Consider the following 15,381-nt stretch of genomic DNA (forward strand, 5'->3'; position numbering starts at 1 on the left):
GGGCTTCTTGGGCTGCGCCCTGCCTGGGTGTGTCGGCCTGAGGGGTGGCCGCCTGCCGGGCGTCTTCCTGAGCCGTGCCGCTCTGGGGTGTGCCGGTCTGCGGGGTCGGCCCCTGGGCCGTACCGCCAGGGGCGTTGGTCTCTTGGGCTGCGCCCTGCCTGGGTGTGACGGCCTGAGGAGTGGCCGCCCGCCGGGCGTCCTCCTGAGCCGTGCCGCCCTGAGCCGTGCCGCCCTGAGCCGTGCCGCCCTGAGCCGTGCCGCCCTGGGGCGGCACGCTCCGGGACGTGCCGCCTTGCGGCGTCGGGCTCTGGAGGGTGCCGGTCTGCGGGGTGGGCCCCTGGGTCGTACCGCCAGGGGCGGCGGTGTCTTGGGCTGCCCCCTGCCGGGGTGCGTCGGCCTGAGGGGTGGCAGCCTGCAACGTGCCGCCCTGGGGGGTGGCTTGCCGGGTCCGGCCACGGTGGGCCGCGTCAACGCCGGGCGCGCCGCTCCCGGCCGTGTCCTCCCGGGGCGTGTCGGCCTGGGGCGTGCCCGCCCGGGCGAAGGGCTCCGAGGCCGTGCCCTGTCGCGGCGTGCCGGTGCCAGGGGTGGCGCCCTGAAGGGTGCCCTCCTGGGTCCGCCCACCGTGGGCGGCCCCCGCCGGGGCCTGGCCGCTCTGGGCAGTGTCGGCCTGGGGTGTGGCTTCTCGGGCCGTGCCGCTGCGGGGCGTCCCGCCCGCGGCGGTGGGACCCTGGGGCATGTCGGCCTGAGGCGTGCCCCTTTGGGCGACGGTGTCCGGGGCCGTGCCCTCCCGCGGCGTGCCCGTGTCAGGGGTGTCCTCCTGGGGCCCGGTGTCCCGGGGGGTGGGGCGGCTGGGGGAGGACCAGTTGAGGTAGGCGCCGCAGTTGGTGCAGAAGTCGTCCGTCGGGGCGGTGGACGCCCCGCACGCGGGACACGTACGCAATGCCGTCAGCTCCCTTCGGCCGTGGGCGGCCCGGGCAGGATCTCCACCCGGCAGGCCGTGTGGACGGGACACAGGGTGTGGACGAGGGCACGGACCCGGTCCGCGTCCACCTCGTACGCGGCGCCCGGGCCGCGCGGCCACACCCGTACGAGGACCTCGCCGGACGGAGCCGGCGCCGGTTCGGTGCCGGCCGTGCGGGACCAGACGGCGGTGCCGTCCCCGCTGACGTCGGCGGACACGCCCAGTACCAGGCGCAGGGCTTCGACCAGGCCGCGCCGGGTGCCGCGCCACCGGTGGAGTTCCACCGCGCGGGCCACCGCCTCGCGCCGCAGTGCGGTCGGCCAGTCGGGGTCGTCGGCGCCGCCGACCCAGGAGGCCAGCCAGGCCAGGAAGTCGGCCGGGGCCAGCCGGGGGTCGAAGTACGAGGGCAGGTTGTCGAGGGTCGTGAACACCGGGGCCAGGACGGTGTCCAGGCCGGCCGTGAACCGCTGGGCGAAGTCGTCGTCGGAGTACAGCGCGGGCAGTTGCCCGCCGATCGGGTGCCGGCTGGGGAGGCCGGGTACGGCGGCGCGGCTCATCCGTGCACCCCCGTCCCCGGCTCGGGCTCGGTGACGACCACCTGGTGCTGGTAGGAGAAGACGAGCGTGCCCGTCCCGATGTCGATGCGGTCGACGGGGGCGCCGCGCCGTCCCGTGATCGGGTCGGCGGCGAACATCCGGATCTCCTCCACCAGGACGTCCCCGATGGCGCGTTGCAGTACGCCGAACACCTCGCCGTACTGCACGGGCCGGCCGAACGGCCAGCCGGTGCCGTCGGGTCCGCCGTGCAGCGGGTTGAGGTGCCGGTACAGGGCGGCGAGCGCCGCGTCGCGCACCCGGTCGGCGTCCGCGGCGGGTGCAGACAGCCGGGCGACGACGGTGACGCCCTGGTAGACGGGCGGTTCCACGACGAGGCTGGTGCCGATCAGGCGCCGCTCGTCGAGGGTGTCGGTGATCGCGGTGAGGACCTGGTCGGAGGGGATCAGCTGCTCGAAGCGGAGCCGGTCGCCCTCGTCGGCGACGGCGTCCGGCACCACCAGGACCCGTACCGGGCCGGCGCCGCGTCCGCCGTCCGTGGCGGGCAGGCAGCGGACCCGGCGTACCGAGGGCGCCGCCCGGCGGGCGATGATCTCGTAGTCCTCCGCGGTCACGGCGCGTTCCTGCATGCGCAGGGCCTCCGGGGCGCGCAGCTTGGCGTTGTCGATGGTCTCCCCGGCGACACCGCCGCGTGCCGCCTCCCGGTTGGTGACGCGGGCGACGTACGGGACGGAGCTGCGCAGTACGGAGATCGCGCCGCGCGAGACGTTGCCGGCCGGGCCGCCGCCGGTGCGGTAGCGGGTCACGCGGATCTGGGAGCCCTTGGGCGGTACGGCGCCGCAGGCGCGCAGCGTGCCGTCGGCCTCGCGGAGCACCGGCGGGAAGGAGAACTCGCCGGTGGTGGCGTCGACGCGGACGTGCCGGTCGTCGGGTCCGGAGCGGCCGAAGTGCTCGACGACGTCCCAGCGCTGCCAGCCCTCGGGGGAGGACACCTCCACCACCGGGGGTTCCCTGTCGAGGAGTACGGGCGGGCGGCCGAGGCGGAAGCTCTGTCCGGCCACGCCTTCCGAGGCGCCGAGCGGTACGTCGTTCACGCGCTCGGCGTGTTCCACGGTCATGGTGCCGCCGACGGTGAAGACGGCGGCCTCGCGGACGGTGGGGGACTCGGAGTAGAAGGGCTGGCCGGGTTCGGGCTCGGTGACCCGGCAGCGCAGCCAGCCGGCGCGGGTTCCGCTGATCACGGAGGCGGTGTGCCCGGCGGGGACGTACACGATGATCTCGCCGGGCCGGTTCAGGCCGCCGGTGCTGTCGGAGTCGGTGGCGCAGCGCTGCCAGCGGCCGCCGTCCCAGGCCTCCCACACCAGCGGGGGCTGGCGCGGGTCGACGCCGACGCCTTCGACGCGGCTGTCCAGGCGCACCGCGACGACGCAGCGCGGCACGGCCGTCGGGAGGCCGAAGAGCAGGGCGTCGCCGGGTTCGGGCGTCGCCTGGAAGCAGGGTATGTCGCGGCCTTCGGTGAGCGCGCCGGTCCGGTCGGCGGGTTCGCCGGCGCGGGGCGCGCTGACCAGCCTCGTCAGTTCGCTGGGCAGGATCCGCAGGTCGTCGGTGGTGGCGAAGACGACGGCTTCCTCGGTGTCGCCGGACGCGGTCGTGACTTCGGTCGTCACCTCGGTGCCCGCGGGCAGGGTGACGGTGTCGGGCTGGGGGGCCGACAGCCAGAAGTCGACCTCGGCGGAGGCGGCCGACGGCGGGTACAGCTGGATGCCCAGCAGGTCGAGGAAGGCCAGGTAGTTCTTGTCCGGGACCCGGTTGAGCCGGTACAGGAGCTGGTCGACGAGGTAGGCGAACGTCTCGATGAGGGTGACGCCCGGGTCGGAGACGTTGTGGTCGGTCCACTCCGGCGCGCGCTGCTGCACGTACCGCTTCGCCTCGTCGACGAGTTGCTGGAACCGTCGGTCGTCCAGGTTGGGGGAGGGCAGGGCCATCAGTCCGCGACCATTTCCTCGGCCCCCTCCTCGGAGGGGATCGTGTAGAAGGGGAAGACCAGGTTGCGCCGGTCGTTGGTGGTGCGCACCGTGTAGTGCACATCGATGTAGAGGGTGCCCGCCTCGACGGCGTCGAAGGCCACGACGACGTCGTCGACGGTGATGCGGGGCTCCCAGCGTTCCAGTGCCTCGCGGACCTGCTGGGCGACGCGGCCGGCGGTGTCGCCGTCGCCGGGGGCGAAGACGTACTCGTGGATGCCGCAGCCGAACTCGGGCCGCATGGGGCGTTCGCCGGGCGCGGTGCCCAGGACGAGGCGGATGGCCTCTTCCAGCTCGCGTTCGCGTTCGACCATGGCGATCCCGCCGGTCGGTCCGACGCGCAGCGGGAACGCCCAGCCGCGGCCGATGAACCGTTCGCTCATCACACGCCTCCGATCAGGACGTCGAGGGCGCCGGTGAGGACCTGTGCGCCGCACGCGGTCTGGTCGCGGGCCCGGGCGGCGGGCAGTCCGCCGATGAGGACCGTTCCCGCGGTGAGGGCGGCCGGATTGGGGACGATCACGTTGGCCGGGCCGAGGGCGGCGTGCGGCGGGACCACGCAGACGTGCAGGCTGCCCACGACGGCGGCGGGCCGGCCGCCGATCAGCACCGTGGCCACCGCGGCGGCGGCGCCGGGCGGTGGCGTGGCGAGCCGGCCACCGTGGTTGGTGGGGTCGCCGGTACGGGCTGCGGCTGGCATCGGGGCTCCTCGGGGACGGCGGTCGTGGTGCGGGGGCGGGCGGCAGGGGGTACGGGGGTACGGGGGTCAGTTGATGCGGATGAGGCGGGCCTTGAGGACGGCGAGCAGGCCGCCGTTGACCGTGACGTCCGCGGTTCCGGACACCTTCACCGACCGGCCGCCGATGCTGACCCCGGCGGTGCCGTCGATGTCGACCTGGCGGCCGGACACCTTCACGGTGCCCTTGCGGGCGTCGAGCGTGATGCCGTTCTTGTCCAGGAGGACGGAGGTCAGCGGTCGGCCCCGGCCCGCGTACACGGTGAGTTCGATGCGGTCCCGGCGGTCGTCCATGCGTACTTCGAGCCGCTCGTCCCCGGTCACCAGCCGCAGCCCGGAGGGCCCGGGCGCCGCCGCGTCGAGCAGCTCCACGCGGTGGCCCGAACGCGACACGATCGAGCGGCGGTTGACCTTGCCGCTGGTCTTGTCGATCAGCGGCACGTCGTGCGGTGAGGGCTGGTCCACGCCGTTGTAGAGGCCGCCGATGACGTACGGGCTGTCGAGCAGGCCCTGCTCGAAGCCCACCAGCACCTCGTCGTTGACCTCGGGGCTGACCACGCCGCCGCCGCCCTTGCCGCCCCACTGGACCGTGCGCACCCAGTCGCTGACGTAGGTGTCGTCCAGCCACGGGAACTTCAGCCGTACCGCGCCCCGTTGGGAGCCGTTCGGCTCGCGTACGTCCGTCACCACGCCGATCGCCAGGCCGGGGATGCGCGGCCCGCGCCCGGGGGCGTTGGCGCCGGTGACCAGGCCGGTCAGGGAGCGGTCGGGGCTGGCGCTGACCCACACGGTGGTGCGGAAGCCGCCGTGCGGTTCCAGGACGTGCTGGACGGCGGTGGCGGTGTACCGGCCGGAGAACGCCTGTCCGACGTTGCCGAGCGCGACCGGTTTGCCGGCCCGCAGCAGCGGGTTGCCCTCGGCGACCGCCTCCAGCTCGCCGAAGCCGGAGCTGATCTGGGCCGCGGCCGCCTTCGCGACCGCCGTCGTCTCGGCCTGCGTGCGGTAGGGGGTGTCGGTGACGGGCACGGCCGCCGCACCGAAGCGTGCGGCGGTCTGGGGGCCGAGGCCCGGCACCACCGTGTCGCTGACCACGGACGGCTGCTCGGCGACCAGCGGCCGCTTCGTGGTCACGTCCCAGCCGCGCACCTGCACCTTCGACGCGCCGTCGGCGGCCGTCAGCGCGGCCCGCAGGGCGATGAGGTTGCGCCCGTACTCCAGCACCATCGGGTCGCGGACCGCCGACGTCGACGGGGCGGGCGCCCCCGAAGCCTTCACGGGCCGGGTGAACTGCAGGAGCCCCTTGTCGTCGACGCGGACCTGTGCGCCGCTCTCCCCGGCGAGGAACTGCAGGAAGTCCCAGTCGGAGACGTTCGCCTGGGACAGCTGCTTGTACGTGACCGGAGCGGCCTCCACCTTCCCGACGGCGAGTCCGGCGCCGGCGGCCACCTTGCGGACGATGGCGGCGGCCGTCATGTTCCGGTAGGCCACGACCTTGCGGCCGCGCTGGAGGCGGTGCGCCTTGGAGTAGGCGCGTACGACGGTGAACGAGCCGGTGCGGTCCCGGTCGATCTCCAGGGCCGTGACCTCGCCGTTGAACAGCCGTTCCCGTGACTGCCCCTTCACGGTCGCCACCGACACCCGCAGCAGGGTGCCGATGGTGATGCCGGTGGCGCGCAGGAACTCGTGGTCGGGGTCGCGGTAGGTGAGCACCGCGGTGTCGGGCAGGCCCACGTTCTCGTCGACGACGCAGCTGACCAGCTGCGCCGCCCAGATCTGCGGCAGTTCGCCGGGGGCTTCCACGATGGGGTCTGCCGCGAACGACCGGCCCCCGGTCTCGGACCCGCTCACCGCTGCTCCTCCTCGCCGTGCTGGTCCCGTGTGCCCGGCACCACGATCTCGCTGCCGGGTACGAGGGCCATGGGGTCGTCTATGCCGTTGGCCTCGGCGATGACCCGCCAGGCCGTCGCGTCGCCGTATTCGCGCCAGGCCAGCATGGCCAGGCTGTCGCCCGCCACCACGGTGTGCGTGCTGCGGGCGGTGCGTGATCCGGAGGTCGGGTTCTGACCGGGCGGGTCGACGCTCGCCTCTTCGATGGACAGCGAGCAGGTGGCCCGCAGCGGCTTTCCGTCGACGTCGAAGAGCGTGTACGACACCGACAGGTTCGACAGGACCCCGTCGAAGGAGGTGGTCCGCGCGCTGCCCCACTCGAAGCGCACCCACGGGCTCGCCGGCTTCTTGCGGCCGAGGCTGGCCGGGGTCGGCACGCACGCCTTCATCAGCTTCTCCACCGCCTGCTCGACCGAGTTGTCGTGGGTGGCGGTGGCGTCGAGGAACACTTCCAGGCTCAGGGTGCGCGGGCCACTGCCCACGAACTCGGGCAGCGCCGACTGGCCCGCCATGCGGGACGGGGAGCGCCGCCATTCGGTGGTCTTGCCCAGTTGCAGGGTCGACGGGTTGAACTGCAGGTCGAGCCGGGCGATCGTCCCGCCGGGCTTGGCGCCGACCGAGGCCGGGGGCTCCTTGAGGGTGAGCTGGGCCCGGGCGCGGCTGGCGCGTGCCGAGGATGCCATGCCGTGGACTTCCTTCCGGGGCGGCGACGAACGGGACGGGGGCGAACGGTGCAGGGGCGAGGTGGAGTTGCGGGGTCAGGAGGGCAGCAGGCCCGCGTGGGCGATCTCCAGGGTCTCCACCGCCGCCGCGGAGTTGGCGGGGTCGAAGGACGGCCCCTGCCAGCGCACCGGGACGATCCCGAAGACCTGCCAGCTGATGATCCGGCTCAGGTCGGGCCGCAGCGCCACGATCTCGCCGTCCTTCGGTTCGACCCGCCGCAGCGTCTCGTCCAGCCAGCGGGCGATCTTCGCCGTGTCGGCGGTGACGGGCCGGGTGAGGGTGATGTTCGACCAGGTCACGCGGCCGGGCAGCTGCCAGGTGAAGCCGTTGTTGCCGCCCTCGGCGTAGCTCTCCATCTCGACCTCGGCGCCCATGCCCGAGCAGGTGTGGAAGGCGCCCAGGTCGTTGCCGCCGATCGCCAGCCGGAAGAACACGCTGGTCGCGAAGATGTTGTCCGTCATCGGTCCGTCGTCCGTTTCTCGTTCGTACGTGTTCTCAGCGGCGCCCGTCGAAGGGCCTGCCCGCGCGTTCCCGGCCGCGCCGCAACTCGGTGCGCAGGAGGCGGGCGACCGGGTCGAGCAGACGCCGTGCCAGGTCGTCCAGGTCGAGGTCGCCGCCGCCGTGGGGCGCGTTCTCGCGCGCGCCCTCGGGCCGGCGAGCCGCTGCGGCGGGGGCGGTCGTCCCGGTACCGGTCCGGCCGGCCCGGCCCGTGTCCCGCTGTACGGGGGGCGGCGGGCCGCTCGGCGGCGGCGCGGGAACGGCCGGGCCCGGCCCCGGGCCCGGGACTGCGGCGGGGGTCGACGCCCTGGGCCGTACGACGGGCACGGGCCCGGCGCCCGCGGCGGCGGGTGCCGGCTGGACCACGAGCGGCGGTGTGTACGGGCCGGTCACGGGCAGGGGGGCCGCCGCGGCACGGGCCGCAGGTGACGCGGGCGCCGGGCGCACGGGGCGTGCGGGGCGCGGCGGTACGGCGGCCGGGCTGCGCCTGCCGTCGGCGGCACGCTGGACCGGCTGCGTCTGCTGCGTCTGCTGCGTCTGCTGGGGGGCGCCGGTGGACGGGGCGGACCAGCGTGCGGGGACCACCGGCCGGCCGGCCGGGCGGGGGCCGGGGGCGGCGGCCGGCGCGGCCCCCATGCCCGCCACGTCGAGGGTGCCGAGGGACAGGGGCCGGGCCGCCAGGAGCTGGAGGGCCCGGGGCGCGGTCGCCTCCGGCGCGGGCGTCCCCCCGACGGCACGGACGGCGACGAGCGGGACCGGGCCGGAGGGCCGCGGGGTGGCGGTGGCCCGCTGGACGGGCGGACGCACCCCGGCCGGCCCACCCGTACGGGGCTGCGTGGCGGACGGGCCCGCACCCAGCAGGGGCGCCTGCCCCCGGGACCCGGAGGAGGCGCCGGACGCGGGTACGGCGGCACTCGCCGGCATCGACGGCAGGGGCGCCCCGAGACCGCTGCGCACGCGCGGGCCGACGGATGCCGGTCCGCTCGCGGCGGGCTCCGCCTGGCGCTGCACGGTCGGCATGGCCGGAGTCACCGCCGGGCCTGCGGCCGGCTTCGACGGTGTCGCGGTGGGCGGGAGTTCACCGAGCGGCGCGCCGAGGGGCGCCCGGGTCCGCATCCGCCGGCCGGGTATCTCCGGCGCCGGTCCGCTCGTGGCGGGCTCCGCCTGCCGCTGCACGGTGGGCATGGCGGGGCCCGGCGCAGTCGGTGCGGGGCTCGACGGCGTTGCCGTGGGCGGGAGTTCGGTGAGGGGCGCGCCGAGCGGTGCGCGGGTGCGCACCGGCTTCTCCGGAGTCGGCGCCGGGCTGTTCTTCGTGGGCTCTGCCTGTCGCTGAACGGCAGGCAGGGCTGTCGGGGCAGCCGGTGCCGGGCCGCTCGCGGCGGTGGGTTCCGTCTGTCGCTGCACGGTGGGCATCGCGGGGCCCGGCGCAGTCGGTGCGGGGTTCGACGGCGTTGCCGTGGGCGGGAGTTCGGTGAGGGGCGCGCCGAGCGGCGCCCGGGTCCGTACCGGCTTCTCGGCCGCCGGTCCGTTCGCCGTGGGCTCTGCCTGTCGCTGAACGGGAGGCAGAGCGGTCGGGGCAGCCGGTGCCGGGCCGCTCGCGGCGGGCTCCGCCTGTCGCTGCACGGTCGGCATGGCCGGGCCCGCGGCAGCCGTTGCAGGGTTCGACGGCGTTGCCGTGGGCGGGAGTTCGGTCAGCGGCGCGCCGAGCGGAGCGCGGGTGCGCACCGGCTCCGCCGGAACCGGCGCCGGTCCGCTCGCGGCGGGTTCCGCCTGGCGCTGCACCGTCGGCATGGCCGGTGCGGCAGGGGGGACGGGGGGCGTCGAGGGTGTGACTGCGGGCGGCACCTCGGTGAGCGGGGTGCCGAGCGGGGCGCGGGTCTGCCCACGCTGCACCGGGGTGCCCGGGCCGGCCGCGGGCAGGGCGGGGGGACGGACAGCGGCCACGCGGCGCCGGGGCATGGCAGGGACCCGCGCGGCGGTGAGCGCACGGCCGACGGGGCGCGGCCGGACCGCAGTGGTCGACCCCCGGCCCGTACGGTCGGGCCGCGCGTCCCCAGGTGCGTCGGACCCGGATGCACGGGCAGCGGCGCGCTGGACGGGTGCGCCGGCCTGCCCCTCGGCGGACGCCCCGGGTGCCCCGGATGCCCCCGGGACCACCGCGATACGGCGGACCACCGGGAACTGCGCGGGCGAGGCCGCCGTACGGCCGGGCTCGGCAGGGGAGACGGCGGCGGCCCGCTGCACGCCGGGGGCGGACGCCCCGAGCACGGCTGCGGAGCGGGTGGAGGTGAGGCCCCGCGCACCGGATCCGGATCCGTCCTGGGGCCGTTCGCGGGACGGTGTCACGGAACTCGCCGCAGCAAGCCGCGTGTCCGGCTTCGCGGCGTCGGCGCCGGCCCGGGCAGGGGCGCGCGAGACGACCGGGCCCGGCGTACCGGTCTTCGCGCCTCGGTCCGAGGCCGGTGCCGGCCGTACGGCGTCCGGAGCGGAACTGGCCCCGGACCCCGCCCCGGATCCGGACCCCGCCCCGGATCCGGACCCCGCCCCGGATCCGGACCCCGCCCCGGATCCGGATCGGCTCGGCGAGGCGGCGCCGGGCCGCGTACGGCGCGAGCTCTGCGGGGTGTCGCGTACGGGTCCCGCCCCGGGCTCCGGCTCCGCGCCGGGCTCGGTGGGAAGCGCCCGCAGCAGCAGCGGGCCGCCGCCGCTGTGGGTGGGCCGGGCGGTGGCGGGGCGGGCGACCCCGCGGACGAGTCCGGCCGGGGCGGACGGCAGCAGGCCGTGGCCGAGCCCCGTGTCGAAGGACGGGTCGCGCCACGCGGCCAGGCCGGAGCGGAAGGCGAGCCCGTCGCTGACGCCCAGGGCCGCGCGCGACACGGTCAGCGCGGGCGGCGCGGTCGTGCGCCAGCCGCCGTCCCAGTCGGCGGGCACCTCAACCGGCGCCGACGCAGGCGCGGGCGCCGGCCCCGAGGAGGCCGGCGCCGTCGCCGCGGTGTCCGGCACGGCGGTGCGCCGACGCAGCCTGTCCCGCCATGCCATCTGCTCAACCGCCTTCGTTCACACGGGTGTTGATACGAGCTATCTCGGTGACCCAGTCCTGGCGCTCGCCGTGGGTCAGGTCGAGGATCTCGTCGCGCCGCCAGTGGAAGTGGTAGGCGATGTACGCGATCTCCTCCCGGAGCCGGGGGAGCGCGTACGTCACGATTCCCCCAGGCGCCCACCGGAGAGGTCGACCTCGAAGCCGCCGTCGCAGTGCGGGCAGGTGACCGCCGCGCGGGTGTGGCCCTCGCTGTTGACGCGCCGGTAGAAGTCCTGGAGGAACGCGACGTCGGTCGCGTACATCCGCTCCACGACCCCGGCGTGCACGTCGGTGATGGTGCCGAGCCGGGTGATCACCTGGCTCAGCAGCACCACGCTCAGGTACGCCGGGTTCTCCTTGACCCGCAGGTCGATCTGCGGGCGGAGCTCGTCGCGCGCGGTGGCCAGGCGCATCGCGCCGTGCCGGTGCACCGTGCCCGCCTCGTCCACGTAACCGCGCGGCAGCTCGAACTCGAACTCCGTGCGCAGCCCGTGGTCCTCGCGCGGGGCCGGAGCGGCGGCGGCCGGGGGTGCCGCCGCCTGCTCCGGGGCCTGGGCGGGCGCCGTGACCTGGAGGATCTCCTCCAGGCTGCCCGCGGTCACGGTACGGCGCCTCATTCGACGATGATCTCCTCGAACACGATGGTCACGGACTCGGTGGCCGCGGCGGACTCGCCGGCCTTGAGGGAGGGGCCCTCCCACTTGGAGGCCCAGCCCTGCATCAGCTGGATGCGGCGGATGGTCGCGCCCGTGGAGTCCTTGATCTCGATCGTGAGGTTCTGTCGCGCGGTGTCGACGGCGCCGTTGTTGAGGGTCTCCTTGATCCACTTGGTGAACTCGCTGCTCTTGTCGAGTCCCCGGGTGATCGTGACCTCGCCCGCCTGGCGCGCGCCGGGCTGCTTGCGGATGATCTGCTTGCCCTCCGCGCTGACCTGGCGGACCTCGACGACCTCTTCCTCGACGGTCAGGCCGCTGATCTCCTGGATCGATTCGACCAGGTAGCCGCCGAGCTGCACGCCGAAGATATGGGTGGAAAGAGCATCGCCCTCTGCCATGACTGTCCTTCACCTTTCCTTGCTGCTGCTGGTCCCGCCGGTGCCGCCGGCCCGGAGGGTCACTCGTCGACGAGGCTGGTGCTGTCGGAGAACTGGGCCAGCCGGAACACCACGAACTCGGCGGGCTTGACGGGCGACACACCGATCTCACAGACCACGCGGCCCTGGTCGATCGACTCCTGCGGGTTGTTGTCCCGGTCGCACTTGACGTAGAACGCCTCCGCCGCCGTGCGGCCGAACAGGGCGCCACGGCGCCACTCCTCGGTCAGGAACGCGGTGACGTTGCGCCGGATGCTGGACCAGAGCCGGTCGTCGTTCGGCTCGAAGACCACCCACTGGGTGCCCAGGAGGATGGACTCCTCCAGGTAGTTGAAGAGGCGGCGCACGTTCAGGTAGCGCCAGGCCGGGTCGGAGGAGAGGGTGCGCGCGCCCCAGATCCGGATGCCGCGGCCGGGGAAGGCCCGTACGCAGTTCACGCCGATCGGGTTGAGCAGGTCCTGCTCGCCCTTGCTCAGGCGCAGTTCCAGGTCCACCGCGCCGCGGATGACCTCGTTGGCGGGGGCCTTGTGCACGCCGCGCTCGGCGTCGCTGCGCGCCCACACGCCGGCGATGTGACCGCTCGGCGGGACGGTGGTGTTGCGGCCGGCGGCCGGGTCGAAGACCCGCACCCACGGGTAGTAGAGGGTGGCGTAGCGGGAGTCGTAGCCCGCCTCGTCGTTGCGCCAGGTGCGCACCTGCTGTGCGGAGAGGCCGGGCGGGGTGTCCAGGACGGCCACCCGGTCGCCCATCTGCTCGCAGTGGGAGATCACCGCGAGCTGGACCGTGCGCACGCCCTCGGAGTCGATGTCGCCGCGCTCGTAGGCGCTCATCAGGTCCGGGACCGCGACCATGGTGATCTCGTCGATGGTCTCCAGGCCGGCGAAGCCGGTGCGGGCGCCCGCGTCGCCGACGTACTCGGCCGGGTCGAGGCGGGACACGGTGCCGTTGCCGGTCCCGGCGGGCACGGCGGCCGGGGCGTCCGGCAGGGCCACGGTCTGGCCGGCGGGCCGGGTCTGGGCGGCGGACCGCTGCTCGGTGACCTCGATCAGCTTCGAGGCGCGCGCCTGGGTGACGAGGTAGCCCTTGACGTTCTTGCGGGCGGAGGCCTCGAAGGTCTCGGCGACCTGCTCGCCCTGGCGGACCAGGAGCTTGAAGCGGTCCTCGGGCGGGTTCTCCCCGTCCGCGTCGGCGATCTCCACGGACACACCGGTGATGCCCGGCCGCGCCGTGATCAGGAAGCCGCCGAGCTCGACGGGCTGCGCCGCACGGGGCTGGGGGACCGATCCGGCGGCGGCCGGTGCGGAGGAGGCGTCGGCGCGGTCGGATCCGCCGATGCGGACGACGTACGCGGCTCCGCCGCCGTTGGCGAAGTAGCCGTAGACGGCGTGGGGCAGGTAGGTGCCCTCGGTGAAGCCGCCGAAGTGCTGGGAGTACTGGTCCCAGCTGGTGACCAGCGTCGGTTCGTGGAAGGGCCCGCTCTGGGCGAACCCGACGAACGCGGCGACGGCGGTGCCGACCCCTTCGATCGGGCGAGCACCGGACTGCACCTCCTCCACGTACACGCCCGGGGTGAGGTACGTCGGCATGCTCGCTCCTTCGTCACGGCTTGCAATCAGGTCTGGTCACAGCCTCGTGCGCGTGCGTCGCAGTCGGCAGGGGCGTGCGGACCTGGTCAGGGGCAAGTGCGCTGCCCTCACGGTCGTTTCCGCCGGGCCGTCCAGGCAGCGCGCCCGCCCCGAATGCCCCGTCCGCGGCTCACACGTCCGTGACCTGGCCCAGGTACGGTCCGAACTCGCCCTCCAGGACCAGGCGTCCGAGCTTGCGGTACTCCTGGGCGACGGCGGTCATCACCTGGCGCATCGTCAGCGGTCCGCCCGCCGCGGCCGCGAAGTAGGCGGCCGTCACCGCGCAGGACCGGATCGAGCCGCCGGCCAGTTCGAACCGCTCCGCGCAGAAGCCGAGATCGACGTCGTCGGCCCGGGGCAGCCGGTCGCCCAGGCAGCGTTCCCACAGGGCCCGGCGCTGGGCGGCGTCGGGCACCGGGAAGTCCGCGATCACGTCGAGGCGGCGGGTGAACGCCTCGTCGAGGTTGGCCCGCAGGTTGGTCGTCAGGATGGCGATGCCGTCGAAGGACTCCATCCGCTGGAGCAGGTAGGCCGACTCCATGTTGGCGTGCTTGTCGTGGGAGTCCTTCACGTCCGAGCGCTTGCCGAAGATCGCGTCGGCCTCGTCGAAGAGCAGCACCGCGTTGACGGCGGACGCCTCCGTGAAGATCCGCTCCAGGTTCTTCTCGGTCTCGCCGACGTACTTGTCGACGACCGTGGACAGGTCCACCACGTACAGGTCCATGCCCAGGTCGGCGGCCACCACCTCGGCGGACATGGTCTTGCCGGTGCCGGAGGAGCCCGCGAACAGGGCGATCACCCCGCGTCCGCGGCCGCCGCCGGGGCGCATGCCCCACTGGCCGAGGACCTGGTCGCGGTGGTGTGCGCGCACCGCGAGTTCGCGCAGCCGGCGGTGGGTGGGGGCGGGCAGCACCAGATCGTCCCAGCCCACGGCGGGCTCCACCCGGCGGGCGAGGCGGGCCAGGCCCGCGCCGTTCTGGGCCCGTACGGCGGCGCGCAGGTCGGCGGGGGAGACGGGACGGCCGTCGAGCGCGGCGGTGCGCGAGGCGGTGTCGGCGGCGCGCCGCAGCTGCCCGGCGTCGAGGCGGTGCGCGGACACGGACCGGGCGAGCGCTTCGACCTCGCCGGACCCGGCCGCCCCACCCGGCTCGCCGTGCTGCTCCCGGTGTTCACCGTGCTCTGCGGCGGCGCGTTCCAGCGCGTGCCGCCAGCGCGCGGCCTGCCGGTCGGGGGAGGGGGCCGTCACCGTCAGGGAGACGGGGGTGGCGGCCGCCCAGGCGGGCTCCCAGCCGCTCGTGCCGTGTGTGAACAGGGGGATGCCGCGCAGCACCGTGCACAGCGTGCGCAGTACGTGGGCGCGTTCGTCGGGCTTGTCGGGCAGGGCCTCCAGCGGCCCGAGCAGCACGCCGGCGCCCAGCAGCCGGGCTTCGCGGGCTGCGGCGCGGGCGAGTGCGGGCAGGGCGCGGGCGTGGTGGGTCAGCGCCGACGGGTCCAGGACCAGGGGACGCAGCCCGCGGGCCCGCAGGGCGGCGGCGGCCAGGCCCTCGGGGTCGCCGCCGCGGGTGCGCAGGTGGACGTGGCCGGTGCCGCTCAGGGCCGCGGCGGCGGCCCGGTGCAGCTCGTCGGGGTCGACGGCCGGGTCGTCGGCGGCCTCCCCGAGCACCTCGGCCAGCTGCGGATCGGGCGCGCAGTCGCCGAGGAGGTGGGCGGTGACCCGGTCCGGTACGGCCAGTACCCGTGACAGGGGCGGTCGTTCGGGTTCGTTGACCTCCAGCAGGCCGCCCGCGACGAGCGGTGCGCCGGGGGCGAGCCGGAAGCGTGCGGCGGCGGCCCGGTCGCGGCCGCACAGTTCGAGGGCGAGTCCGACGGTGGGCCGGCGGCGCGTCAGGTCGTCGTTGAGGTAGCCGTAGAGCCGTTCGAAGCGGGCGTCCAGGTCCGGGGCGAGCGCGACCAGGAGCAGGTCCACGTCCAGCGGCTGCAGGCCGAAGCGCGTGACGAGGACGTCGAGCGGTGAGCCGGGCGGCGGCGGGCCGGCCGGGGCGAGCGCGGGCAGGTCCGGGGCGGGTTCCCCGTCCAGGATCCGGGCGACCGCCTCGGGCGTGAGGTACTGGCCCCGGTAGGGGTCGTCGGGGTCGGGGTCGACGGCGCGCCGCAGGTCCACGGCCATCCGGACCCGTTCCTCGACGAGCCGGAGCCGTGCC

Annotated in this window: 13 protein-coding genes; all 13 read right to left on the reverse strand. The window is 75.3% G+C overall.

Annotation, left to right across the window (positions count from 1 at the left end):
* Positions 1 to 945 precede the first annotated feature (945 nt).
* The 13 genes from IG86_RS0131455 to IG86_RS0131515 all read right to left on the reverse strand — a co-directional run bounded on the left by IG86_RS0131455 (position 946) and on the right by IG86_RS0131515 (position 15,347).
* The gene (locus IG86_RS0131455) at positions 946 to 1,518 is read right to left on the reverse strand and encodes a phage tail protein (RefSeq protein WP_030831952.1); all 573 of its coding nucleotides are present in this window, start codon (positions 1,516 to 1,518) and stop codon (positions 946 to 948) included.
* Positions 1,515 to 3,500: a putative baseplate assembly protein gene (locus IG86_RS0131460; protein WP_030901459.1), complete on the reverse strand. Its 1,986-nt coding sequence runs from the start codon at positions 3,498 to 3,500 to the stop codon at positions 1,515 to 1,517. Before IG86_RS0131460 ends, IG86_RS0131455 begins: the two co-directional genes overlap by 4 nt.
* Positions 3,500 to 3,922 (reverse strand): GPW/gp25 family protein, encoded by a 423-nt coding sequence (locus IG86_RS0131465; protein ID WP_030664125.1) that lies wholly within the window; start codon positions 3,920 to 3,922, stop codon positions 3,500 to 3,502. The genes IG86_RS0131460 and IG86_RS0131465 overlap by 1 nt, the downstream gene beginning before the upstream one ends.
* A complete protein-coding gene (locus IG86_RS0131470) occupies positions 3,922 to 4,239 on the reverse strand; it encodes a PAAR domain-containing protein (protein ID WP_030831946.1) in 318 nt (105 codons plus the stop codon). Before IG86_RS0131470 ends, IG86_RS0131465 begins: the two co-directional genes overlap by 1 nt.
* Positions 4,240 to 4,305: 66 nt before the next feature.
* Complete coding sequence (locus IG86_RS0131475; RefSeq protein WP_030831943.1) at positions 4,306 to 6,123, reverse strand: VgrG-related protein; 1,818 nt, start codon at positions 6,121 to 6,123, stop codon at positions 4,306 to 4,308.
* Positions 6,120 to 6,845 (reverse strand): CIS tube protein, encoded by a 726-nt coding sequence (locus IG86_RS0131480; RefSeq protein WP_030664132.1) that lies wholly within the window; start codon positions 6,843 to 6,845, stop codon positions 6,120 to 6,122. Before IG86_RS0131480 ends, IG86_RS0131475 begins: the two co-directional genes overlap by 4 nt.
* 75 nt (positions 6,846 to 6,920) lie before the next feature.
* Positions 6,921 to 7,346, reverse strand: coding sequence for a phage tail protein (locus IG86_RS0131485; RefSeq protein ID WP_030831940.1), 426 nt, complete (start codon positions 7,344 to 7,346; stop codon positions 6,921 to 6,923).
* Between the two features lie 34 nt (positions 7,347 to 7,380).
* The gene (locus IG86_RS0131490) at positions 7,381 to 10,422 is read right to left on the reverse strand and encodes a hypothetical protein (RefSeq protein ID WP_030901464.1); all 3,042 of its coding nucleotides are present in this window, start codon (positions 10,420 to 10,422) and stop codon (positions 7,381 to 7,383) included.
* 4 nt (positions 10,423 to 10,426) lie between these two features.
* Positions 10,427 to 10,585 (reverse strand): DUF6760 family protein, encoded by a 159-nt coding sequence (locus tag IG86_RS43785; protein ID WP_167344733.1) that lies wholly within the window; start codon positions 10,583 to 10,585, stop codon positions 10,427 to 10,429.
* Positions 10,582 to 11,079: a zinc-ribbon domain-containing protein gene (locus IG86_RS0131500; protein ID WP_030664145.1), complete on the reverse strand. Its 498-nt coding sequence runs from the start codon at positions 11,077 to 11,079 to the stop codon at positions 10,582 to 10,584. Before IG86_RS0131500 ends, IG86_RS43785 begins: the two co-directional genes overlap by 4 nt.
* The gene (locus IG86_RS0131505) at positions 11,076 to 11,516 is read right to left on the reverse strand and encodes a phage tail protein (RefSeq protein WP_030031999.1); all 441 of its coding nucleotides are present in this window, start codon (positions 11,514 to 11,516) and stop codon (positions 11,076 to 11,078) included. The genes IG86_RS0131500 and IG86_RS0131505 overlap by 4 nt, the downstream gene beginning before the upstream one ends.
* Positions 11,517 to 11,575: 59 nt before the next feature.
* Positions 11,576 to 13,141: a phage tail sheath family protein gene (locus IG86_RS0131510; protein WP_030901466.1), complete on the reverse strand. Its 1,566-nt coding sequence runs from the start codon at positions 13,139 to 13,141 to the stop codon at positions 11,576 to 11,578.
* Between the two features lie 169 nt (positions 13,142 to 13,310).
* Positions 13,311 to 15,347, reverse strand: a complete 2,037-nt coding sequence (locus tag IG86_RS0131515) for an ATP-binding protein (protein ID WP_107051984.1) — start codon at positions 15,345 to 15,347, stop codon at positions 13,311 to 13,313.
* Between the last annotated feature and the right edge of the window lie 34 nt (positions 15,348 to 15,381).

The sequence above is a fragment of the Streptomyces virginiae genome, assembly GCF_000720455.1.
GTDB lineage: Bacteria > Actinomycetota > Actinomycetes > Streptomycetales > Streptomycetaceae > Streptomyces > Streptomyces virginiae.